This is a genomic window from Streptomyces sp. NPDC093085, from assembly GCF_040683935.1.
Taxonomy (GTDB): domain Bacteria; phylum Actinomycetota; class Actinomycetes; order Streptomycetales; family Streptomycetaceae; genus Streptomyces.
Genome location: NZ_JBFBFB010000015.1, coordinates 155796 through 177639, shown reverse-complemented (window position 1 = coordinate 177639; position 21844 = coordinate 155796). Strand labels below are relative to the sequence as shown.

Sequence of the window (21844 nt, the reverse complement as noted above, 5' to 3'; positions counted from 1 at the left end):
CCGAGAGGCCAACTCGTATAGACGAGTGGGCAAGATATGTGGCACAGTAGGTCGCGTTCCCGTACATCGCCGATTCAGAGCGCATCTTGTATAGACGAGTAGATGCTATGGGTCGGGTCTGATCCTGAGGAGAGACATCCCGTGCGTTCCATCCGAGTGGAGACCCTCCACCGCGACGATTCTGCTGACCGAGACTCCTGAGCCGAAGGTCCGCGACCGGCAGACCGGTGAGATCGCCAAGGACGCGGTGAGCGGTGAGGCACTGATGAAGGTCGGCGTCGTCTACATCGACGAGGGCGAGTCGGCGCTCATCCACGTCACCGTCCCCGAGAGCGGAGTGACGAACGGCCTGGCCCTGGGGAAGCCGGTGTCGCTGCCGGGGCTGATCGCCCGGCCGTGGGAGTCGGTGTTCAACGGGCAGCAGCGTCACGGCATCGCCTACCGCGCCGCCGCCCTCACCGCCGGGGCTGTGCCCGCTACGGCCGGTGCGGGGGCCTGACGTGTCCGACCTGCTGACCGCGCTGATGCCGGGCGGTTCCGTCGTCGTACTCGGCGCCGGGGCCGTCTGGGCCCGGCAACGGCACCCGGCCGTGTACTGGGCCGTCCTCGGCCTTCCGCTCTCCGTCGTTCGTGTGCTGACCTCGTACGGGTCCGTGATGGACGCCTGCGGTCTCACCGTCGCGCCGTCCCGCCTCCGGGCACTGGCCGTACGAGCCGCCACCCGGCGGGAGATACGACCCGTACCGCCCCGGCGCGGGGTCATCCGGCCCACCTCGACCGGACTGCGGTTCCGGCTCCGCCTCGCCCCCGGCCAGGAACCGGCAGACGTGGCCGCGTCCGCCGAACGGCTGCGCCACGCCTGGGGCGTCCACGCCGTGTACGTCGCCCCGGTCAAGCCGGGCGTCGTCGAACTGCGCCTGGTCGGCTTCGACGTACTGACCCGCGTCCGGATGCCCAGGACGGGCACCCCGGATGAGCTGCGCATACCCGTCGCCCTGCGCGAAGACGCGTTGCCCTTCGTACGGGACTACCTGACGATCCCGCACCAACTCACCCTCGGCGCAACCCTGTCGGGCAAGTCCATGTACCTGCGCAATCTCCTCACCGGCCTCGCCCGGCAGCCCGTCGCCCTCGTCGGGATCGACTGCAAACGCGGCGTCGAACTCGCACCCTTCGCCCCGCGCCTGTCCGCCCTCGCCACCGACCCACACGAAGCGGGGGAGCTGCTGCCCGTGCTCATCAAGGAAATGGAGGACCGGTACGACCTGATCCAGGCCCGGCAGGGCATCGCCCCCGGCACCCGGGCCGAGGACATCACCTCGGACATCTGGGGACTCCCGGAGGACGAGCGGCCGGTACCGGTCGTGCTGTTCGTGGACGAGGTGGCCGAACTCTTCCTCGTCGCCACCAGGAAGGACGAGGAACGGCGGGACGAGATGGTCACCCAGCTCATCCGTCTCGCCCAGCTCGGCCGCGCCGCAGGGATCTACCTGGAGGTCAGCGGACAGCGCTTCGGGGCGGAACTCGGCAAGGGCGCCACCATGCTCCGCGCCCAGCTCTCCGGCCGCGTCTGCCACCGCGTCAACGACGAAGCCTCGGCCAAGATGGCGCTCGGCGACATCGCCCCCGAAGCCGTCGGCGCCGCCTGCTCCATCGCACCTGAACGCCCCGGCCTGGCCGTAGCCGGGGACACATCCGGCGGCTGGACCCGCATCCGCACGCCGTACCTCTCACTGAGCGAAGCCGCCGCCGTCTGCCGGGAAACCGCCTCGCTCGTGCCCGAACTGCCCGCCCTGGCACGCTTCCGGCCCGCCGTGACCGCGTACGAGATGGCCTCGCCCGTGCCGGCCTCGCCACGAACCGCCCTCGGCTGACCGCCACCCCGCTCCACCACGCCACTGATCGGCACGGCGTCACCGCGCCGATTCCCTACCCCCGCCATGCCCGAAATCGAAAGGAGGTCCTGTCATGCGCCGCTCCCTGGCCCGGGTCGATGCCGTACTCGTCCAAGCCGTGATCGCCGGTGCGCTGTCCTTCGCCCATCTGCACGACCTGGCCGAAGCAGCCGGACAGCACGGGTGGAAAGCCTGGGCCTACCCGGTCTCCGTCGACCTGCTGCTTGTCGCGGCCTGGCGGCGGCTGCGCTCCGGGCACGCGACCGCGTCCGGCTGGTGCTGGTTCCTCACCGCCCTCATCGCGTCGCTCGGCGCGAACATCGCCACCGCCGGGCTCCTCGACCTCAACGCCGTACCGGCCTGGCTCCGCATCCTCGTCGCCGGATGGCCCGCCATCGCCTTCCTCGGCGGAACCCTCCTCGCGCACACCACCACCACCGCGACCGTCGAGACACCTGAGACCGCCGAGACACCCGAGCCTGCCGAAGAACCTGCGCCCGAACCGCCCCCGCGCCCGGCGCCGAGTCCCGCCGTACCAACTGTCGCACCGAGCGTCGTCCCGACCGCCCTGGTGGAGCACGCCCGCAAGGTTGCCACCGCACACCAGGACCGCACCGGCAAACCCATCGACACCGACACCCTGCGGGCCCGGCTCGGCGTCCCGCCCGCCCTCGCCCAGCAGATCGCCGCCCAACTCGCCTGAGAGGACAGCCCAGCCATGCGTCCCAAGCGTTTTCGCAACCTCACCCGGATCGGCCCGGTGCAGGTCGGCACCGCCTACGACAACCGGGGCCGTGAGAAGCACACCGCAGCCTGCACCGCGCCCCGCTGCGGCTTCTCCGCCGACTACGACTCCCGCGCCGCCGCCGAACTCGCCGCCCGCACCCACCGCTGCCCCGCCCGCTGACAGGAGATACCGACCGTGACCGTGTCCCTGCCGCTCGTCCTGGTCCTCGGCGTCATCGCGTGGACCGCGATCAAGTTCCTCGGCGTCCGCCTCTGGGTCGTCGCCGTCATCGCGCTCTTCGGCTTCTACCTCAACCAGACCTTCCTCGCCCCCGCCATCGACTCCGGCACCCGCACCGGTGTCGACATCGTCAACGGCACCGACCAGCGCTGAAAGGACCCGCCGCCATGCTCCTGCGCCCCCAGCTCCCCACCACGCCGCCCCTGCCGACCCCGGCCGTCCATCAGCCGGCCGCGCCGTGCGCCTGCCAGCACCAGGCCCCCGCGCCCCGGAGCCGATCCGCTTTGCCGATACCCGGCACCGGCGCCATCGCCGCCGTACTCGTGGGCGGGGTCGTCGCCACCGCGCTCCTGGCCGCCGTCGCCGTCACGGCCGTCTCCGTGGCGGTCGCCGCCGTTGTCCTGCGCTCTCTGCTCACCTCCCAGCGTCACCGCTGAGCGGCCCACCGGGGCGGCCTCGATACCGCCAAGCATCCACCGCCCCGGTGGGCCCATCCCCTCCGCCCGACACCCACGCCGGACCAAGGAGCAGCACCATCGTCTCCCGCGACACCTCACCGCCGCACACCGAACTGCGCCGCCTCGCCACCTACGGCCAACTGCCCGGACTCCTGCGCCAGCTCACCACCCTCGGCGGCTGCACCCGGCCCATCCGCCTCACCGGGCACCGCACGGAACACCACCTCGACACCACCACCGGCGAGATCGGCCCCGTACTCCACCACCTCGAATCCACCGCGCTGCCCGCCGGACAGCTCCTCGTCCGGTGCAACAACCGCCGCACCACCCGCTGCCCCACCTGCGCCGAGACCTACCGCCGCGACACCTACCGCCTGATCACCGCCGGACTACGCGGCGGCAAAGGCACCCCCGAACAGGTCGCGCATCACCCGCGCGCCTTCGCCACCTTCACCGCCCCCAGCTTCGGCCCCGTCCACAACCGCCCCACCGGCCGCCCCACCTGCCGCTGCGGCACCACCCACCCCGCCGACGATCCCGCCCTCGGCACCCCGCTCCGCCCCGACGCGTACGACTACGAAGCCGCAGTGCTCTGGAACGCCCACGCCGGGGCCCTGTGGCGGCGCTTCTCCATCTACCTCCGCCGCGAGATCGCCAAGCGCGCCGGACTCACCCAACGCGCCTTCCGCCAGTACGCCCGCGTCTCCTTCGCCAAGGTCGCCGAATACCAGCGACGCGGCGCCGTCCACTTCCACGCCGTCATCCGCCTCGACGGCCCCGACGGCGGCACCACCCCGCCCCCAGCCTGGGCCACCGCCGAACTCCTCACCGACGCCATCGCAGCCGCCACCCGCGCCGCCCGCGTCACCGGACCCGTCCTCGACGGCCGCGAGCGCTCGTTCGCCTTCGGCCGCCAACTCGACGTACGCACCATCCGGGGCGCCGACTTCGCGGGCGGCACCGAACTCACCGACCGCGCCGTGGCCGGCTACATCGCCAAGTACGCCACCAAAGGCGCCGAGACCGCCACCGGCACTCTCGACCACCGCATCCGCCTCCTGGCCGAACTCGCCCACACCGACCTCACCGAACACGCCCGCCGCCTCGTCCGCACCTGCTGGGACCTGGGCGCCCGCCCCGACCTCGAACACCTCCGCCTCCGCGCCTGGGCCCACATGCTCGGCTTCCGCGGCCACTTCTCCACCAAAACCCGCCGCTACTCGACCACCCTCTCCACCCTTCGCGAAGCCCGCGCCGCATGGCAGCGCCTCCAAGCCGCTCTCGCACGCGGTGAGGACCCCCACGCCCCGGCGCCCTCCACGCTCGTCCTCTCCCGCTGGGAGTACGCCGGAAACGGCCTCACCCGAGACGAAGCCTGGCTCACCGACCAACTCCACGCCGACCGCACCGAAGGAGAACCGTCCCGATGACCACGGTCGCCATCACCCCCAAGTGGCACACCACCGCCGAGGTCGCCCTGATGCTCGGCTTCGGCCTCTCCAAGACCAAGATGCTCGTCCTCACCGGCGAGATCCGCTCGGTCAAGGTCGGCCGCAACCGCCGCATCCTCCCGGCCTGGGTCGACGAATACATACAGCGCGTCGCCACGCAAACGGAGGAGAACGCCGCATGAGCGGGAAGCGCGGTAACGGCGAAGGGTCCATCTACCCCTACAGGAACGGCTTCGCCGCGTACGTCTGGGTCGACACCCCCGACGGCAAACGCAAGCGGAAGTACGTCTACGGGCCGAGCCGCGACATCGTGCACGACAAGTGGATCCGGCTGCACGGTGAGGCCAAGAAGGGGCCTGTGGCGACCCGTCACCGTACCCTCGACGCCTTTCTCACGTACTGGCTCGACTCCATCGTGAGGCCGAATCTCGCCCCGCTCTCGTACGTCTCGTACGAAGGCTCCGTACGGCTCTACATCGCGCCGCACCTCGGCACGAAGCGCCTCGACAAGCTCACCGTGCGGGACGTCCGCGAGTGGCTGACCAAACTGGCCGGCATCTGCCAGTGCTGCGCGCAGGGCAAGGACGCCAAGCGCTCACCGGCTCGGCAACGCTGCTGCGCCGCCGGTGAGTGCTGCGAGGCGTTCCCCTCCCGGCGGGTGATCCAGGCCGCGCGCGACGCTCTGCGGGCCGCCCTGTCGCACGCCGTGGTCGAAGAGGAGATCGGTAAGAACGTCGCCTCCCTGGTCAAGGTCCCCAAGCCGCGACGCCGCCGGATCAAGCCGTGGTCCGTGGCCGAGGCAGGCCACTTCCTCGCCGACGGAGTGGCCCGTGACGATCACCTGTTCGCGGCCTGGGTGTTGGTCCTCTGCCTGGGGCTGCGCCGGGGTGAAGTACTCGGTCTGACCTGGAAGTCCATCGATTTCGAGACCGGTGAGCTGTACGTGGACCACCAGATCCAGCGGGCCGGACGGCAGATCCTCCACCGCGAGACCAAGACGGAGGAGTCGGACGACTTCCTGCCGCTGCCCGAGCTCTGCCTCAAGGCCCTGCGCATGCGCCGTGCCCAGCAGACCGGGGACCGGAAAGCGGCGGGTGATCTCTGGCAGGACCGACACGATCTGGTCTTCACCACGAAGTACGGGACGCCGATCGAACCGGGGAACCTCACCCGCATGTTCGCGCTGCGCGCCCGCCGGGCCGGTCTCCGGGTGATCCCGCTGCGGAACACCCGGCACACATGCAGCTCGCTCCTGGTCGCCCTCAAGGTGCATCCGAAGATCGCTCAGCGCATCCTCCGGCACTCCCAGATCGCCATGACGATGGAGGTCTACGCGGAAGCGAGCGAGGAAGAGGTACGCGCGGCGATCGGCAGGCTATCGGCCGCCATGAGTGGGAGCGCCACCGACTAGGCGAAGCCTGTTGCTGTACTTCGCTGCTGTACGGCCCAACGCGAGAGGCCTCCGGATTTCTCCGGGGGCCTCTCACCTGTGTGCACTCGGCAGGATTCGAACCTGCAACCTTCTGATCCGTAGGATCGGGCAGGTTGCCGTGAGGGCTGCCGACGGCCTCCTACTCCGATTGCTCAAGCCAGCGATCATGTGCGTCCGTGTGCCGTCGTTGCCGTCAGCGCTGCCGTCAATTCCGGCCGCCAGTAAGACATGGTCGCGGAACCTGACGCAGATCAGCTGTCTGATGAGACTGCGGGCGTCAAGCGGGGCCGGATGACGGCCAGTGTTGCAGATTACGGACACGATAGGGATGGGGCAGAACCTCTCCCGGGTCCAAATCTGCAGCTCTGAGCTGCTCGTACATCTGCTGGAGCTTCCTCGGCTCCAACCGACCATCTTTGAACTCGGCGATCAGCACATCAAGCGTGCAGTGGGCCGCAACACACATTCCAGGTGCTACACGGCGAGCGGCGTTCTCATTGATGAGAGCGAAGGCATTTTCTTGCTGCGCCAGAAGGAGAGTTTCAGACTCACCCAGGTCAGACCCACCCGATGAGGCCCGCGTCGAAGCTGCTTGGACCAAGGCGCGCACAGCTTCGACAGGCGGTCGCTCCTTGAATTCGTGTGGCTCACCGAGACCGGCCGCATTAGGCCCTACCCATCGGTTAGCTGCAGCACGCCTTTGTCGGTCAATGTTGGAGCGAACTTGAGTTGCAGCGTGACCCTTCACTTCCTTTGCCACAGCTGCGGTCCATCGTAGCCTTCCATGATATCGAGTGAGCAAAAGGCGTACTCCCCCAGATATATGACCGAAACAGAGCAATGGTCCCGTGTCAACGACGACCTTTTTACTCGTAGCCGAGGTCCTATTCGATACTGATCTCGGGCTGGGAACAACGCTCATGCTCACATCCCAACCGATGCGATGCGCCCTCGATCACCACGCGAAACCATCGCAGCGAGATCTGGAAGGTCAGACGCATCCTCACGGAGAGCGTACGGCTCATCCGCGAATACAGGCCACGAATCAGGAGCAAGGCGAACACAGTCTTCAAACTCAGCCACGCCATCCTCCTTGTAATCCGCGTCGATGGTGACAACCGGGCGCTCATGAGGGAGCACTTCAACGGGCCCACCATGCAGCGCAGCATATCGCTGCGCAAGTGCCTCGGGGACAGGAAGCGTAGGATCTGCTTCGACAAGTAGATCGTCTACAAGATTCTCCAGGCCGGCTCGCCACCATCGTGGTTCGACTAGACCAAAAAGATGCCCCCGATACAAACATTTACTGATTCGGCGCGCAAGGTCAGAATCAGCATTTTCGAGTATATCCCTGAACTGCGTAACACCAATCTGCAACAGAGTGGCAGCACGCAAATCAGAGATGAGGAACGAAGGGAATGGAAGAACTCGCTGCGTAAACCAGCGCAACCAGGCCGATCCCGACGTGTAACTTGCTACAACATGCTCGGGCGGACGACACACTTGGATCTCCGCCAAAGCCGCCTCCTGCCAAGGAGTTGAAGGTAGACTCAACCATTCAGATCCTTCATTCCAGCCAAATACCGCCTCTTGTGTTAGAAATGGCTCTAGCGCAGCGGTAGCATCAGCCAGTTGTCGAATGTTTCCCGCATTATCGGTTGAACCCTTCTCCAAAATCCAATCGAGACCGCTTTGCGCCGCGAGAAGAGGAACTCGCACCTGCTTCGGCAGGTCTTGAGCCAGTTCCACTACAGCTCCGGTACGAAGCACAACTGAGGCTCGGGTATGCAGACGAGTCAAATGACGCGACATTACGGCGGCAAGGGCGAGCCCGTCGACAGGCCAGTACGCTAGCTGTTCGGGGTGCGGCAGATCAGGCCACTTAAATACGTAGTCGACCGCGACAACATTTGCTTGCTCCAGGTCTTCGGCAGTTACTTCGTGCGGGCGGCGCACAACAACCTTGAGACCTTTTAGCCCCATGGCTGCCGTGTATCCCTGCTGAATTTCGGGCTCATCGTCAATAACGAGAACGACAGGACTAGCCGGCGACTTCATCGACTTCCCTTCCCGGGTGGTAGATTAATCTGCACTGCTGTGGCATAACCAGAAGACGGACGGACAAATCGAACCCGTCCAGAGTATTCAGAGACGATCCTGCGAGTGATTGGCAGACCGAGGCCCATACCTTGTCCAAGTAGAACATCCACCTCGGTAGTAGTCGACTCAAATGGGCGAAACCATCTTTCTGATTCGCTCAAGTCAACAGCGAGGCCGGTATTTTCTACCCGAAATTCAACACCGCCATCCGCCGACGATTTACCGCTGATTAGTATCCTGCCCCCGTCTCCAGCCGCTTTCACTGCATTCGTTAGCAGGTTAGTGAAAATGATGGTGAGTTCTGCAGGAAAGATCGGAGGAGTTTTCACCGTGGGTTCGAAATCTTCTACAACCTCGATGCCCCTCTGTTGGATAGCAGTATCCAAAAGTTGGAGACTCGTCCGTGCTGTGTCGGGCAACGGAATTCTCCTGCGGCGCCGCCGGGCATCGGGACCTACTACCTCTGTTAGGTAGCTGGCCTGTCGAGCCAGGGATTGACACAGAGCATCGCTACTCAGCCTCAAGGGTTTTACCAAGTCTGACGCCACGAGAGGGAGCGCCTCTGCAAGATCCCGTACCTGCTGCGCCTGACTCAATAGTCCATTTACTTCGTGAACAAACGCCGCGAATTGCAGACCCACACCAGCCAATACCTGAAGCATGGCATAGTCCGACTCTTCTTTCTCCGCCGACTCCTTAGCAGCGTCAACAGCTGCTACAGCTTCCTCAACTTGTCGGGTTACAGTCTCGGCGATGGATTTATCAACGCCCTCCAAAGACCCTCGAACCTCTGTCAGCTCAAGGCTCGCCTTCGTCAACGAGTACTTCAGATTTCGTCGACTCACTACACTTGGTGACTCATCCTCTTCCTCGGCCAGTTCACCAGTTGCTGGCGAGTCAGCGACTGGTGAATTAACTGGAGGAGTATTCGGGTTAGGTAGAGTCCCAGAATTGCGCTGTGCACCGGTTCCAGAAACCGCTGCGTCGCGACCCTGTTGTTCTGTAGCAGCCTGAGCCCTGATTAGAAGGTCTACACCGTTACGCACAAGTAGGCGAAGCGTTTCGAATACTTCGTCCTGCAGGAACCCTTCTCGGTTCACTACGGGACGTAGCGCTTCCCCACCTTCGGCAGTAAGAAAAACACCACCGATATACTGCCTATTACCCCGAATCTTGAAAGACTCTTGCTCAACCTCAGGCAAGATGTCCGTAGACCAATCATCGAGAGGGATCTGCGTAAATCCTCTGACCCTTCTGACGTAATCTCGATTCAGGCCAAGCCAGTCATCATGTGGGTCGCCATATGGAACGACCCGGAATCCCTCCATATACATGCGGATTCCAGAATGACGGTCGGCGAAATCCGCCAGGCTTCCTTTTCCGACTACAGGCCCTTCCCTTGAGTAAATTCGCGCAGTAAAGAAGGGCCCCTTTTGAGGGTCGGGGTGTTCACGACGAAGATAGTAGCTCTGCGCTTGCGCGTTACGGTTCAACTCCTGTCGGGTTGGGTGAATAGCAAACCGGACGCCGTCTGCCCGCGCATCGACTTCAAGTAGCCAATTACTCCGATCAATCAACTGCATCCACAGTGGTTCACCAGTATTCAGCTCTCCTTCCATTTTGATTTTAAACCCTGGATCATCAGAATTCTGACTCCATGGTTTGATAGTGCCCAGGGTCCAATGAGGTTCAGCAAAGTTCAGAGATGGAGCATCGAGCAGCTCTGCCGGCGGGAGACAAGAAGAGACCTCCTGGACGAATTCAACCAGTTTTTTCGGAGTCCACTTTCCCCGAATTTTTTTCAAGCTCATAACAGTCCCTGGAGACTGGCTAGCATCCAGGGGAACAGATTCAACCCGTAGTGCTCCACCTACTTGATCGAGCGTCGAGGCATTCTCCTCAAGGGCCCTCCAGTCGATGAAGGCTGACACGCCCTCTGGAGTACTCGACGGAGACGACAACGCCGAAATAGGGTAAGAGTGGACGTGCAACTCCTCAGCGAGTTTATGTGCACTAAGCCTGCCGACTCCTTTAGCGCCGGTATATTTCCTGCTATATACAGGGCTACGACGCTCCCCGGATTCTTTATATCTGCTAGCGATGCGAAGAAATGCTGACTGGAAGATCTCCGGGGTCATCCCGACACCATTATCGGTGACTGTGATCTGACCTTTTCCCCGAATGAGCCCCTCGCCTCGCAGGGTTACTTGCGTCGCGTCGGCGTCATAGGAATTCTTTACAAGCTCGACCAGGGCTGTGCTGTCTCTACCAACCAGTAGTTCACCCAGCTCTCGGAAGAGGTGGGTGTCCACCGTAAACCCAAACTCCGGCGAGTTCATACGATCTTCCTTATGCCTCGATACGGGATGTCCCTCACAGTTTACAAACCTGCTACATGCCGCGGAATAAGGACAGTTGCCAAAGAACCTGGCTCCAACTTCAGCAACCCGTCGCCATGTCGGCGCGCTCGCATACGGAGAGCTTCTTGGCCATCCGCGCTAGCTAGCCAGTCGGCCAGCCTACCAACGGCTCCTTGGACATTCCCGTTTCTGCGCATGCGCATTCCATAGAGCGTATTAGTGGGGACGGCTCCGACTGAATTAACCACGATCCGGAATCCCTGTTTCCCCATTGGGCCAATTAGCAGGTCTGGAGCCACTACTTTTTCAAGCACGAACCAAGGGCTTCTGGTTTTGCAGAGATAACGCTCATGTATCCCATCCCTAATACCTTCTCTGAGCAAAGGAACTACAGATGGATCATTGGCGCTATCCTCTGTTAGAGCCAATAGCCAGCAAGAGACACCTGCTAGGCTCAGCTCCTCATGGGCATCTAGATCTAGAACATTTGAGGAGACATCTCGAAGCCTGCTGATAGCTCGAACCGTTAGATTTGGATCTATCTGCTGGCGCTCCGGGAGACTACGCAGGAAGAATCGGTTGGCGCCAGTAGCTACACCGCGCCTAATATGAACAATCTCTCCGAGTGGAACTTCTATTGCTCGTTGCTGTGGGCGGCCACCGCTACGGTTACTCCAAGAATCCGAGTGGAATGCCGATGGCGGGGCACCTGTTCGCGTCATAGCGTGCGATGTCGAGGTCGAGAACCCATCGGTAAGGTTGCCGGCGACATGATGCATGGTCATGGGTTCTTCCTGCTTCGTCCGCGGCCCCACGAAAACAACCATTGCTCCGACTTGTGCTCCGGGAAAGATTCCTTCTTGGTTGGAGAAGAGGTGTAGCTCGACCTTTCGATTAAGTGCCTTCCAGAGGTAGTTCCGAATTGGTCGCCCATAATCGGCCTCAAGCCAATTGTGGGGGATCAAGAGACAAAGAGAATCCTGAGGACCGAGTGAGCGCAACCCCGCAGCAAGAAAGTACGTTGAGAGTCCGGCCCTCATACCTGGCGCCAGATCAGCGCAGAATTGTTGCGCTTTTGATTTGACACCGGCGCTAAGCTGCTGATGTCGCGTATACGGCGGATTGCCTAGAATTAGACGTGGCCTACCCTCTGAAGGCCAGTGCCGAGTTAGCCAGTCGAGGAAGTCTTGCTGCCTGATCTTAAGTCTTTGCTGACACTCTTTTCCGTGGATGTCACCTTTACCTTTAGGTCGAACAGCCAGGAGCCCTAGAGTTACTAGGTTTACGTCAATCGAATGGATTCTCGCATTTGGCCACCAATTCAAGGCGGCTGTTGTGAATGCCCCTACTCCCGCGCCAGGGTCAACGACAGTAGACGGTGCGGTCGGCAATGAAAGATCGAGAATTCCTTTAATATATTCCAGAACTGACGGCGCGGTGAAGAATGTCCCTAGCTGTCGGCGCCTATGCCCGGCAACGATTCTCTCGTAAATAGATGCAAGCGGATCCACAGAGCCGTCGATACGAGTGAGGAGTCTCGTTGTGAGCTCCGCGGGGGGTTCCGGCCCTTCCATGAGCCACTTGCGCACCTCAACGGGGAGCGCACGACCCATGGTCTGGACCTCAGCCTCTCTCGCCATCGCCCGCGCCATCCCGCCGAGCGCAGCAAGTTGAGACCGCTCTCTGTCGTTCGTGCCAGGCACAGCCGCGGGCGGCAGGGGGTCGGCAGCAACAGCGCGACACCATCGGGCGACGTCGCTGGCAAGGCGTTCGACTTCTGCTTGTGTGCTCGCTACCGACTCCCACAACGGCATCTCAATCTGCTGGCAGAGCTGGGCACCCGGGAGCAAAGCTGCCGAGGCGGTGTCGTCGTACGAGAGCATGCTAGGAAGTCTGCCAGACACTCCCTGCAGCCGACAGCAACTCAGCGTGGTGACCAGTCAGCACGCTGAGTCCGACAGCCTCGATTCGGTCACGGACGAGCTGGCCGCATAAATCCTTTTGGGATCCCTCGCTTTCTAAACGTTTGACGGGGCATGAATTTTGCTTTTTCGTGCTTTACCGCCCTTGAGTAACCGTGCCGAACCATCGAGATCACAGCCTGGGTGACAGCGGGAAGCCACGATGCATGCTGCCGATCCTGGCGGACATCTCGTCAGGGTGACGCGAAAAGGACCGAACGTGCGCCCGCCTCTGGACCGGTCTGAGATCCTGGAGACCGATCGAGAGGGGTCGCAGATATGGAGTGGAAGACGCACGGTGAGCGACAGATCTACACGAACAAGTGGGTGAATCTGTGTCTGGTCGACGTCCAGCAGCCTGACGGGCGCAGGTGGGAGTACCACGTTGTTCGTCTGCGGCACCTGGCCGTGGCCGCCGTGGTCAACGACCGTCAAGAAGTTCTGATGATGTGGCGGCACCGCTTCATCACCGACTCGTGGGCCTGGGAGTTGCCCATGGGCCTGGTCGAGGACGGCGAGACCCCGGAGGAGGCAGCGGCACGCGAAGTGCTGGAGGAGACGGGCTGGCGCCCCGGCCCCATCAAGCCCCTGATCTACGCCGAGCCGGCCAACGGGATCACCGACTCGCAGCACCACGTCTTCCGGATCGACGGCGCGACCTATGCCGGGCCGCCCACGGAGAAGAACGAGTCCGACCGCATCGAGTGGATTCCCCTCTCCGAGGTGCGGGGCATGATCGACCGCCGCGAGGTCGTGAGCAGCGGCTCGCTCGTCGGCCTGCTCTACCTGCTCATGGACGAAGCGATCCGCTGACCGGCGGGAGGAGTTCCCGTAGCCGCGCCTCGAAGGCCAGGGCTACGGGCTCCTGCCTGTGTGGGGCCAACTGGTCGTAGAACTCCCTGAGATGGCCTGACACTCGCTCGGAGGCCACCGCCGACGCCGGTTCCAGTGCTTGCGTGGCGGTATCGCACGCCTGGTCGAGCTTGCCCTGATCCAGTTGTGTACGGGCAAGCCAGAACGAGTGGAACGCCCGGCCGCGCTGGTTGGTGCGGGCCTCGCGCCGCAACGCGTCCGCGATCAGGGGTTCGGCGGTGGCTGCTTCGCCCAGCCGTCCGTGAGCGATCCCCGTGTCCACGATCAGCTTCGTCTCGTCGAAGTACGTCACCCAGGACGGGTCCGGATCGCTCACCCGAATCCGCTCGAAATGGCGGTGCGCCTCCCCTATTGCCTGGTGCGTAGAGTCCCGGTTGCCCAGCGTGGCGTGAGCGAAGGCTTCGCGCATCGACAGCATGGACAGGACCCGTGGGGTGGTGTCGACGGCCGAGCGGGCCTGGTCCTGGGCGGCCATGACGAAGGCCAGCGAGTCAGCGGGCTTGTCCTGGTAAGTGCCCTGCAAGCTCATGCAGGCAAGGACGTTGGCCATGAACTGGCGGTCATCGATTTCCTTGGCCAATTGCAGGGCCTCGGTGAAGTACGCGCGGGCCTGGTTGTACTGGCGGGCGTCGAAGCAGGTCCAGCCGGTCAGGCGTGCCAGCTCGGCCGCGATTCCGTACAGGCCGTTCTGGATGGACGGCGGCCGGTTCTCCTTCAAAAGACCGACGACATGCCGGAGCTGGCCGACGATGGCCGGCCGCAGTGCCTCGCCTCCGTGCTGGTCGTCTCGTCGCCAGTAGTCCTCGATGGAGGAGCGGAAGGCTTCAAGGGTGGCCGCGTTCAGACTCGTTCGCGTGGCCAGGGCCAGGATGCTGTCCACATCAGGGCCAGGTAGGGCCGCGGGAGTCTGCGGTTCGGGCTCCGGCTCCAGAGGAGCCTCTCGCTCGGTGACCACGAGGGCTTGAGGTGTCTCCCACACCCGACGGGCGAGCCCCAGCATGTGTCCTGGAATGCGCAGACCATCCGCGATGCGCTCGATGACGTCCATATGCAGCAACTGGCGCTGTCCGGCAATGACTTCGCCGACACGGCTGGGAGTCAGCTCACAGCGTCTGGCGATCATGGATGGGTAGATGCCCGCCTTCGTCTTCACCAGCCGGAAGACCCTGGCGAAGTCCCGCACTCGACACGCGTCGATCATCTCGGGATCGGTGAGCAGCCTGGCTGGCAGTTCCTGCGGCCGGTCGGCGTCGGGCATCGGCAAGCTCCCACACTGCGAGGGCTACGCAACGTCGCTGGTTCTCTACTTGCCGCGATATTACCCAAGTTGGGTAATCATCCTGACCTTTTGGCAAGGGTCCCCGGATCGCGATGCTCCTCTTCATGGCGAGCAACCAGCAGACCAGACCAGGCATCGGTGAACTGGCGAAGGACAGCGCCCGAGACCGGATCGGCGTCGTCATGGGTGCGGTCGGCGGTCGAGTGCAGATAAGACCGATCTGCGGCGGCACGGAATGGGATGCCATGCCGAACAACGTGGTGGCGCCGAGTCCACGAGAAGAACTGAGCGCGCGCCTGGCCATCAAGAACGGCAACAGTCGGGACGGGCTGTGATCCGCGCTGTCGGCCGGTACGCAGGAGTCCTGTTCGTGATCATGGTCAGCGGCTCGTGCGGCCTGGTGATCGGCATGGCTCTCGCCATGGGCCAGTAGACGGGCCGCCCCGGACGGGTGCCAACTCCCCGGCTCCCCCTTCCCCGTTCGGGGCCGGCCATCCAACCCACGCACCGCCACACACAAGGAGTACTCGCATGACGGCAACAGTGAACGATCTGAAGACCGGTCGCGCGGTGGCTGGTGAGGAGCTGTTCGAGAGCCTCGCCCACTTCGTGGTCGTCCACAACGGGCAGTCGCCCGAGCGCGCCGCGCGGATCGCGGACCAGGCGGTCGCCTTCCTGGTCACCGCAGCCACGGCCAACGTCCCCATGGTCCCGTCCGATGACGTGGACCTCGGCCTGCACGCCCTCATCCTGCACACGAAGGAGTACGCGAGGCTGTGCGAGCGGTACGCGGGCCGCTTCCTGCACCACAACCCGAAGCCGGGCGGCGGGCCCCGCGACCTGCTGATGGTCATCACCGCGGCGCGCGCCATGAAGGCGGCCGGGTTCAAGGTCTTCGACGACCTGTGGACCGTGGACGGCACGAACCTCGCGCAGTGCGACTCGGACTGCGGCCGTCCGTACGGTCAGGACTACCAGGAGTAGGACACGACAGCAGCGACGCGGCCGACCTCGACTCGTGGTCGGCCGCGTTCGCCCGGAAGGAGAACAGACGTTGCCCGGGTCACCCCCTGAACTGCCGATCGTGGTGCTCGACGCGCTCATGCCCACGTCCCAGCGCCTGGTCCTGGACCGCCGGGGCTCCACGGTGTGGGAGGTAGAAAGCCATCGCGGCCACTACGCCGTGAAAGTCGGCTACCCGATCGAGGCTACGGCCGAATGGGCCGCCCAACCCTGGACCGCCCTCGCGCCCGCACGTGAAGGGGCCGTTCTGCTGCGCCTCGGCCTGGTCGACCTCGCGTACGGCGAGTGGGAACGCGGTACCTGGAACTTCCAGCCGTGGCACGAAGGGCCGGACCTGTACCAGCTCTGGGAGCCCTGCCGTAGGCCGGACTCGTCCATCGCACCGCACACCAGCGTGGCGTTGGGCTGCGTCGAGGCGCTTGCCGAACTGCACGCCAAGGGCTGGGCGCATGGTGACGTACAGCCCGCACACTTCATCATCGGCCCGGAACGAACCCACCTCATCGACCTCGCCCTTGCCCAGGGCGGCAACGTGCCAGAGGGGTACGACTTCCCGTTCCGCGGCTGCCTCGTCCACTACGAGGCACCGGAGATCGCCCGCAGCGTGCTCGACACGGGAGAAGCCGAGCCGACGCAGGAAGCCGACGTGTACGCGCTCGGCGCCTCCCTGCTGATCTCCGCTACCGGTTGGCGGGCGATGGAGTACCCGGACGACGCTCCCCGCTCGGTGCAGCGAGAGGCCGTGGCGGACGGTCGGCGCCGGCTCGTGAAGGCGCCCGGTGAGCTGGGCGAGTTGATCGACGCCATGCTCAGCCACGCGCCAGGAGACCGACCCACCATCTACGAGGTGGGCAAGGCTCTGAGCTGATTCCGAAGCGCCGGTTCGTCGGCGCTGCTCGCACGGCTACGGCCGACAACTCAAAGACCGGACCACCCCTCAGCCTGGACAGCATTCCGGGTGGTCCGGTCGCGGAAGCCCTGATCAGGACCCCGGTGCCGATGGTACCGGGGCGGTTGGCGTGCTCGAACGTGGGTGCGGCCGCAACCCCGGCTTCGCGATGTCGAGTTGGAGAGGGTCCTGAGCTGAGCCAGCGAAAGTCAGCCACGACGGCGGGTGTGCCGACTGAGCACCCGTCACGTGTGTTTCCAGCAACCCCGTGCCGTCCTCAGCCACGCTTCTTCCATCGTCACGGGCCGCACCGCGCTCGGACCTGGACGTTGCCGACGCGGCCCGTCCTCTGGGCTCGGGCTGCGGCTCTGTGGGCCATACGGTGGCAAGCGGTGGGCGGTTGGTGGCGTGGTCACGCTTGGTCGGCGTCGGCCTGGTCCTGGTGCTCAGAGTGGTCGAGTTTCTTCCTGCTCTGGTCGTCCGCCTTGGCACGGCTGCGCGCTGAGCGGGTGGGGGCCGCCGGAGCGGTGGCGGAGACAAGGAGCGGCGGCGGCCCCTGGCCGCCAGCGCGCGCGGCCCGCCGTAGGCGGGCCGCCTTGATCCAGTAAAGAAACTCTGAACAGCTCCGCTGCGCTGGGCCCGTGGCCGGTCACACGTCCATGCGCTGGCCCCGCCCCCATCCGTTCCGCTGCTCTGACGCCATATGAACCCATGTTGAGGTATTCATGAGGGTTCGTCCCGACCATCGGCGGAATTTATCCACAGGCTGGGGGCCACATAGTTCTCGAAGCCAACGCAGCAACGCCCAGCGATTGCCGTTATGGATTCGTGATCAGGAGTGCCGTCACATGGGCGCCCCTCCCGCTCCCCTTCTGTGCGTACAGGGGCAGTTCTGGCGAGTGACCCAGGTCACGAAAGGGGGTGTCACACGAGTAGGGGTGCTCGACACCTGTAGCAAGCGAGCGAGAGAGTCCGACCCGAGATGGAGAAGTGGCACGGATCACAGAAACGGGGGTCACACCGATGCGGATTTCGACACCCCTATAGACGATCCCCGATGGACCGAGCCGCGGGGTGTAGCACGGAAGTGCCGGTTACCCAAACCGGCGATTCTCCGGACTATTGATGCTCCCGGCCGACGACTGGAAGGACGAGTGGCATGCACGCACGGAACCGCGGTTTCCCGCCCAGCGGGACGCGAACGAAGGCGCCGGACCAGTTCTGCCCGCCTGACGGGAGCGCGGTGCCGCATGCCTCGTCCGTGTCCGGCCTGGCAGATAGACCTGTCTCAACAGCTGCGGTGACGGCTTGCCGGACGGCACGGGCAAGCCCTGATCCGGGGGCGAATGGCCGCTGGGCAACCCTTCGGACAAGCCCTCGGCGGTTGGCTGAACGCAGTACGCAACAACGGCACAGCAACGAACGGGTGGCCATGACCGAGCACGAGGCAGCACGTATTGCGGCGCGACTCAAGGAGGTGGAGGACAAGGTGATGCGGTTGGAAGAGATAGCGCGTCGAATCGCCGAGAAGGCTCCCGCTACTTCTTCGGCCCGGTAGCTCCGCCGAGTTGCTGAAAGACCTGCAACAAGCTGTCGAGTCTGGCGTTTATGGCATCCAGCCGCTCGGACAGCTCGATGTATTCGGGTGTGGGCATTCGCCCGCCGCTTGCCGCCTCGGGAGTGCCGGCCTTCGCGTCGGCCTCTGAGGGCAGGGGATCGGCGACAAAGTTGCCCCGACCCGGCATGGAGTAGATCAGCCCCTCATCGCGCAGTATGCGTAGGGCGGACCGCGCGGTCATGTTCGCGATTTCGTAGGTCGCTTCGAGGTCGCGTGACGAAGGGACCCGCTCGCCCGGCTTGAGGCGCCCAGAACGGATCTGCCGCCGCAGCTCCTCGGCGACCAGGCGATACGGCGGAGTGTCGGAATCCTTGGGCAACTTCATATCCCGAGGGTAGCGGGCCTAGCCCACCTCGCGCAGTAAGACCCTGATGCACCCCCCGAAATCACCACAGAGCTAGCCCACCCTAGGTGCGATGTGCGCTAAGCGCTTGACGCACCTCGCTCACGTAGTGCACTGTTGATCACGCCCCGCCACCCGGCGGAGCACCTACCGAAAGGACGTAACACCCATGGCTCGTATCCGCGTTGGCCTGCTCCCCTCCGCGTCGTTCATGGTCGGCACCCTGCCGGTGCCGAAGTACTCGGACGCAGAGAAGACCCAGTTCGCGACCGACCGTGAGACCGGCGCGAAGCTGATGACCATCACCCTCTTCTTCATGGAGGAGGACCGCGCCGAGGCCCTGAAGATCACCGTTCCGGAGACCGGTCTTCCCAACGGCCTCAAGCCGGGTCTGCCGGTGATGCCGGTGGAGCTGTTCGCCACCCCGTGGGCCCGGATCTTCAACGGCTCGCTGTCGGACGGCATCGCCTACCGCGCCGACCGCATCGACCTCCTCACCCCCGCTACGGCCGCTGAAGCGGCGTGAGCGGCACCCCTTTCCGGTCCGGCGTCGAGCGCAACTACCCCTTGCCTCACGCCGGGCCGGAGGCCCTGCTCACCGAACCTCTCGTGAACTCGGTGGCGGCCGTACTCGTCGGCTACGGCTTCCCTCGCCTTACCGCCCCGGATGACCGGACGGCTCTCAAATCGGCCCTGGTGGCCTTCCTCTACAACCCTCAGGAGAACGGGACATGAAGGATCTCAACGACACGATGGAAGGGGCCTTCGGCTACGGCCCCCTGGTCGTCGGCGTGGCGCTGGCCGTGCTGGTGGGCTGGTCGGTGTGGTGGGTGGTGCGCTACCTGCGTGCCGACGCGATGACGCGCCAGTCCATCAGGCAGGCCGTTCGGGTCCGGCGGACCTGGAAGCGGCTCGCGCAGATGCTGAACCTGTGCGCCACGGACAAGATGCCGACCGCCATGGCGTCGCTGACGAACACGGACGGCAAGCCCATCAAGCCCCGCGTTCTGGTCCCCGCGCTGAAGGTCACGCACGACGCGTTCGGGGTGATCGCGCGGGCGAACTGCCTGCCGGGCGTCGGTCTGGCGGAGTTCCAGAAGGCCGCTCCCTACCTGGCGGACGCCTGGCGCATGACCCGTGTCTCCGCCCTGCCGGGGGACAGGCCCGGACAGGTCATGTTGCGCGGGGTGCGCGTGGACCCGCTGATCACGCCGACGGTTCACATGCCTACCGGCCGCCCGCCCAAGGAGTACGCGCGGTGGGACCTGGGGGTCGACGAGTACGGCATGCCGGTCTTCGTCCCGCTCAAGGAAGTGCCCGGAGCGGCGGTAGGCGGCCTGCCTGGCTTCGGGAAGACCTCGTGCGTGAACCGGCTGGTGTGTGACTGGGCGCCCTCGCCGGCCATCCAGTTCGCCTTCTTCGACGGGAAGGTCTCCCACGCCTACGAGGGCGACTACGCCGACCTCGTGTATCGGGCGTTCGCGTTCTGCGGTGACGATCTGGAGGAGGCGAACAAGCTGTTCAAGGAGTTGGTGGAGCTGCGCCGCGCCCGCTCCGCAAGCATCCGCAAGGTGCTGAGTGTGAAGAACATGTGGCACGTGGGCCCCTCGGCTGACTGGCCGCTGGTCGTCGTTGTCATCGACGAGGCCCACACCTACTTCCGTGACCACAAGGGCTCCGACCCGGTCACCAAGCGGCTGGCCGCGCTCGCGGCGGAGAACGCCCGCCTCGTGGAGGACCTGGTCAAGAAGGGACGCTCGGTCGGCTTCCTGACCCTGCTCACCACGCAGAAGACCACCGGGGACGCCATCCCCACCTTCATCCGCGACGTGTGCCCGGTCGGCCTGTCCTTCGCGCAGAAGACCGCGGATGCCGCCGTGGCCGCCCTCGGCGACGACATCCGGGAGTGGCCCGACGCGAGCCCGGTCAACCTCCAAGACCCTGCGTACGTCGGTGTCGCGGTCATGTCCCAGCACGGCCGCCCCGGCTTCGTCCGCATCCGTACCCCCTACGTCGCCGACGAGGACGCCGCCCGCGTCGCCGCCGAATCCTGCGATCTGATGCGCCACCCGGCCCGAATTCTGGAGGACCTGACCGGACAGGATGTCGTGGACCTCAGCAAGGACGACTCCGAGCCCCCGTCCATGGCGGCCTGACATGCGCCGCGTCATGAGGATCTACATCCGCCACATGCACAAGGCGATCGCCGTCGGGGACCTCGACCGCGCCGGCCGGATCGGCATCGCCGCGTACCGCGTCGCCAACAGCCACGAACGCCGGGTTTTGGAGACCTACCTCGGCCCGAGCGCGGCCCACATGGCCGGCCTCGCCCCGAAGCCCTGACCCACCCCTACCCAGCTTCCCCGCCGACACCGCGAAAGGAGGTGAACCCCCTATGAGTGAGGACCGGATCACCCAACGCACCGTGACCGTGGTCATGGGCATCATCGCCCTCCTGGCGTTCGTCTTCTCCTTCGGCAACGTCTGGGCCCTGGCCCTGCGCCTGGGCGTCCCCGCCCCCATCGCACCCCTGATCGCCCCCATGGTCGACCTGTCCGTGGTCGGGCTCCTGGTGGCCCTGCGCTACCTCTCCCTGCGCGGAGTCCAGCCCGAGCAGATGAAGGCGGCCACCCGGCTGATGCACGTCTCCGGCCTGCTGACCCTGGCCCTCAACATCGCCGAACCCGTCGTCGCCGGACACTACGGCCGCGCCGCCATCGACGCCGTAGCACCCCTGCTCCTACTGGGCTGGGGAGCGGTCGGCCCGCAGCTCCTCCGCTCGTTCCACACGGTCGCCACTTCGGCAGTCGAAGCAGAGCCCGCGACCGAGACGGAGGCGGCCCAAGAGCCCGCCCCTGCCCCAGCCGAGCCCGCGCATGTCACGGCGGCTGCCCCGTCCGTCACGCCGACCCTGACCCCGGCCCGGGTCATTCCGCTCACCGTTCCTGCCTCGGCTCCGGCGGCGCCTGCGACCAAGGTCCCTGAACCGCTGCTGACCGAAGCACGGTCCATCGCGGCATCGCACCAGGCCGAGCACGGAGAAACGATTACTCCGGCCCAGCTCAAGATGCGGCTGGGCATCGGCCTACCTATGGCCACGGCCCTCCACGCCGCTCTGTAAAGCCGCGCTCTCCCCGCCGGCCTTCCGGCACCACCCACCCTTGCCCGCCCCTGGGTCCGACCTGCCCTGCCTGC

The 21844-nt window shown here is 64.9% G+C and carries 22 protein-coding genes and 1 pseudogene; 18 read left to right on the top strand and 5 right to left on the bottom strand.

Annotated elements, in window-relative coordinates; translation table 11 throughout:
• Positions 1–141 precede the first annotated feature (141 nt).
• From AB0O07_RS31030 to AB0O07_RS30990, 9 genes and pseudogenes are all read left to right on the top strand, one after another.
• Positions 142–499 (top strand): annotated as a pseudogene (locus tag AB0O07_RS31030) (hypothetical protein).
• Position 500: 1 nt separating this feature from the next.
• A complete protein-coding gene (locus AB0O07_RS31025) occupies positions 501–1874 on the top strand; it encodes an FtsK/SpoIIIE domain-containing protein (RefSeq protein WP_365639560.1) in 1374 nt (457 codons plus the stop codon).
• A gap of 94 nt (positions 1875–1968) precedes the next feature.
• Positions 1969–2598: a DUF2637 domain-containing protein gene (locus AB0O07_RS31020; protein ID WP_365639557.1), complete on the top strand. Its 630-nt coding sequence runs from the start codon at positions 1969–1971 to the stop codon at positions 2596–2598.
• A 15-nt stretch (positions 2599–2613) separates the two neighbouring features.
• The gene (locus AB0O07_RS31015) at positions 2614–2802 is read left to right on the top strand and encodes a mobile element transfer protein (protein ID WP_365639555.1); all 189 of its coding nucleotides are present in this window, start codon (positions 2614–2616) and stop codon (positions 2800–2802) included.
• 15 nt (positions 2803–2817) lie between these two features.
• Positions 2818–3015 carry a hypothetical protein gene (locus tag AB0O07_RS31010; protein ID WP_365639552.1) on the top strand — a complete coding sequence of 66 codons (198 nt, stop codon included), beginning with the start codon at positions 2818–2820 and terminating at the stop codon, positions 3013–3015.
• A 14-nt stretch (positions 3016–3029) separates the two neighbouring features.
• Entirely contained in the window at positions 3030–3299 is a 270-nt protein-coding gene (locus AB0O07_RS31005) for a SpdD protein (protein ID WP_365639549.1), read from the top strand.
• 161 nt (positions 3300–3460) lie between these two features.
• Complete coding sequence (locus AB0O07_RS31000; protein WP_365639652.1) at positions 3461–4750, top strand: replication initiator; 1290 nt, start codon at positions 3461–3463, stop codon at positions 4748–4750.
• Positions 4747–4953 (top strand): helix-turn-helix domain-containing protein, encoded by a 207-nt coding sequence (locus AB0O07_RS30995; protein ID WP_365639547.1) that lies wholly within the window; start codon positions 4747–4749, stop codon positions 4951–4953. Before AB0O07_RS31000 ends, AB0O07_RS30995 begins: the two co-directional genes overlap by 4 nt.
• Positions 4950–6182 (top strand): site-specific integrase, encoded by a 1233-nt coding sequence (locus tag AB0O07_RS30990; RefSeq protein ID WP_365639545.1) that lies wholly within the window; start codon positions 4950–4952, stop codon positions 6180–6182. Before AB0O07_RS30995 ends, AB0O07_RS30990 begins: the two co-directional genes overlap by 4 nt.
• A 945-nt stretch (positions 6183–7127) precedes the next feature.
• On the opposite strand, the gene AB0O07_RS30985 is transcribed toward AB0O07_RS30990, so the two are convergent.
• Genes AB0O07_RS30985 through AB0O07_RS30975 form a run of 3 tightly spaced genes read right to left on the bottom strand, consistent with a single transcriptional unit; the run spans position 7128 to position 12237 of the window.
• Positions 7128–8261: a hypothetical protein gene (locus AB0O07_RS30985; RefSeq protein ID WP_365639542.1), complete on the bottom strand. Its 1134-nt coding sequence runs from the start codon at positions 8259–8261 to the stop codon at positions 7128–7130.
• Positions 8258–10642 carry an ATP-binding protein gene (locus tag AB0O07_RS30980; RefSeq protein ID WP_365639539.1) on the bottom strand — a complete coding sequence of 795 codons (2385 nt, stop codon included), beginning with the start codon at positions 10640–10642 and terminating at the stop codon, positions 8258–8260. Before AB0O07_RS30980 ends, AB0O07_RS30985 begins: the two co-directional genes overlap by 4 nt.
• A gap of 41 nt (positions 10643–10683) precedes the next feature.
• Positions 10684–12237: an Eco57I restriction-modification methylase domain-containing protein gene (locus AB0O07_RS30975; RefSeq protein ID WP_365639650.1), complete on the bottom strand. Its 1554-nt coding sequence runs from the start codon at positions 12235–12237 to the stop codon at positions 10684–10686.
• Between the two features lie 666 nt (positions 12238–12903).
• Here AB0O07_RS30975 and AB0O07_RS30970 point away from each other — a divergent pair.
• Positions 12904–13437: an NUDIX hydrolase gene (locus AB0O07_RS30970; protein WP_365639537.1), complete on the top strand. Its 534-nt coding sequence runs from the start codon at positions 12904–12906 to the stop codon at positions 13435–13437.
• On the opposite strand, the gene AB0O07_RS30965 is transcribed toward AB0O07_RS30970, so the two are convergent.
• A complete protein-coding gene (locus AB0O07_RS30965) occupies positions 13415–14755 on the bottom strand; it encodes a hypothetical protein (RefSeq protein ID WP_365639535.1) in 1341 nt (446 codons plus the stop codon). The two genes, AB0O07_RS30970 and AB0O07_RS30965, sit on opposite strands and share 23 nt — an antisense overlap.
• Positions 14756–14868: 113 nt before the next feature.
• Here AB0O07_RS30965 and AB0O07_RS30960 point away from each other — a divergent pair, with 113 nt between their 5' ends.
• From AB0O07_RS30960 to AB0O07_RS30950, 3 genes are all read left to right on the top strand, one after another.
• The gene (locus AB0O07_RS30960; RefSeq protein ID WP_365639533.1) at positions 14869–15111 is read left to right on the top strand and encodes a hypothetical protein; all 243 of its coding nucleotides are present in this window, start codon (positions 14869–14871) and stop codon (positions 15109–15111) included.
• Positions 15112–15307: 196 nt separating this feature from the next.
• Complete coding sequence (locus AB0O07_RS30955; RefSeq protein WP_093721053.1) at positions 15308–15760, top strand: hypothetical protein; 453 nt, start codon at positions 15308–15310, stop codon at positions 15758–15760.
• 70 nt (positions 15761–15830) lie between these two features.
• Positions 15831–16667, top strand: coding sequence for a protein kinase (locus AB0O07_RS30950; RefSeq protein WP_365639531.1), 837 nt, complete (start codon positions 15831–15833; stop codon positions 16665–16667).
• 1559 nt (positions 16668–18226) lie between these two features.
• Here AB0O07_RS30950 and AB0O07_RS30945 read toward each other — a convergent pair.
• The gene (locus tag AB0O07_RS30945; protein WP_365639529.1) at positions 18227–18631 is read right to left on the bottom strand and encodes a GntR family transcriptional regulator; all 405 of its coding nucleotides are present in this window, start codon (positions 18629–18631) and stop codon (positions 18227–18229) included.
• Between the two features lie 187 nt (positions 18632–18818).
• Between AB0O07_RS30945 and AB0O07_RS30940 the strand changes: the two genes are divergently transcribed.
• The 5 genes from AB0O07_RS30940 to AB0O07_RS30920 are packed head-to-tail and all read left to right on the top strand — an operon-like array spanning position 18819 to position 21770.
• Positions 18819–19175, top strand: a complete 357-nt coding sequence (locus AB0O07_RS30940) for a hypothetical protein (RefSeq protein WP_365639526.1) — start codon at positions 18819–18821, stop codon at positions 19173–19175.
• The gene (locus tag AB0O07_RS30935) at positions 19172–19384 is read left to right on the top strand and encodes a hypothetical protein (protein WP_365639524.1); all 213 of its coding nucleotides are present in this window, start codon (positions 19172–19174) and stop codon (positions 19382–19384) included. The genes AB0O07_RS30940 and AB0O07_RS30935 overlap by 4 nt, the downstream gene beginning before the upstream one ends.
• Positions 19381–20805: a cell division protein FtsK gene (locus AB0O07_RS30930; RefSeq protein ID WP_365639523.1), complete on the top strand. Its 1425-nt coding sequence runs from the start codon at positions 19381–19383 to the stop codon at positions 20803–20805. Before AB0O07_RS30935 ends, AB0O07_RS30930 begins: the two co-directional genes overlap by 4 nt.
• Before the next feature lie 13 nt (positions 20806–20818).
• Positions 20819–20992: a hypothetical protein gene (locus AB0O07_RS30925; protein ID WP_365639520.1), complete on the top strand. Its 174-nt coding sequence runs from the start codon at positions 20819–20821 to the stop codon at positions 20990–20992.
• A 52-nt stretch (positions 20993–21044) separates the two neighbouring features.
• Entirely contained in the window at positions 21045–21770 is a 726-nt protein-coding gene (locus tag AB0O07_RS30920) for a DUF2637 domain-containing protein (RefSeq protein WP_365639518.1), read from the top strand.
• The last annotated feature ends 74 nt before the right edge of the window (positions 21771–21844 follow it).

Coding starts and splice junctions, on each gene's coding strand:
- AB0O07_RS31020 (WP_365639557.1), top strand. CDS start 1,969: ATGCGCCGCTCCCTGGCCCGGGTCGATGCCGTACTCGTCCAAGCCGTG.
- AB0O07_RS31015 (WP_365639555.1), top strand. CDS start 2,614: ATGCGTCCCAAGCGTTTTCGCAACCTCACCCGGATCGGCCCGGTGCAG.
- AB0O07_RS31005 (WP_365639549.1), top strand. CDS start 3,030: ATGCTCCTGCGCCCCCAGCTCCCCACCACGCCGCCCCTGCCGACCCCG.
- AB0O07_RS30995 (WP_365639547.1), top strand. CDS start 4,747: ATGACCACGGTCGCCATCACCCCCAAGTGGCACACCACCGCCGAGGTC.
- AB0O07_RS30990 (WP_365639545.1), top strand. CDS start 4,950: ATGAGCGGGAAGCGCGGTAACGGCGAAGGGTCCATCTACCCCTACAGG.
- AB0O07_RS30985 (WP_365639542.1), bottom strand. CDS start 8,261: ATGAAGTCGCCGGCTAGTCCTGTCGTTCTCGTTATTGACGATGAGCCC.
- AB0O07_RS30980 (WP_365639539.1), bottom strand. CDS start 10,642: ATGAACTCGCCGGAGTTTGGGTTTACGGTGGACACCCACCTCTTCCGA.
- AB0O07_RS30975 (WP_365639650.1), bottom strand. CDS start 12,237: ATGGAAGGGCCGGAACCCCCCGCGGAGCTCACAACGAGACTCCTCACT.
- AB0O07_RS30970 (WP_365639537.1), top strand. CDS start 12,904: ATGGAGTGGAAGACGCACGGTGAGCGACAGATCTACACGAACAAGTGG.
- AB0O07_RS30965 (WP_365639535.1), bottom strand. CDS start 14,755: ATGCCCGACGCCGACCGGCCGCAGGAACTGCCAGCCAGGCTGCTCACC.
- AB0O07_RS30960 (WP_365639533.1), top strand. CDS start 14,869: ATGCTCCTCTTCATGGCGAGCAACCAGCAGACCAGACCAGGCATCGGT.
- AB0O07_RS30955 (WP_093721053.1), top strand. CDS start 15,308: ATGACGGCAACAGTGAACGATCTGAAGACCGGTCGCGCGGTGGCTGGT.
- AB0O07_RS30945 (WP_365639529.1), bottom strand. CDS start 18,631: ATGAAGTTGCCCAAGGATTCCGACACTCCGCCGTATCGCCTGGTCGCC.
- AB0O07_RS30940 (WP_365639526.1), top strand. CDS start 18,819: ATGGCTCGTATCCGCGTTGGCCTGCTCCCCTCCGCGTCGTTCATGGTC.
- AB0O07_RS30930 (WP_365639523.1), top strand. CDS start 19,381: ATGAAGGATCTCAACGACACGATGGAAGGGGCCTTCGGCTACGGCCCC.
- AB0O07_RS30925 (WP_365639520.1), top strand. CDS start 20,819: ATGAGGATCTACATCCGCCACATGCACAAGGCGATCGCCGTCGGGGAC.
- AB0O07_RS30920 (WP_365639518.1), top strand. CDS start 21,045: ATGAGTGAGGACCGGATCACCCAACGCACCGTGACCGTGGTCATGGGC.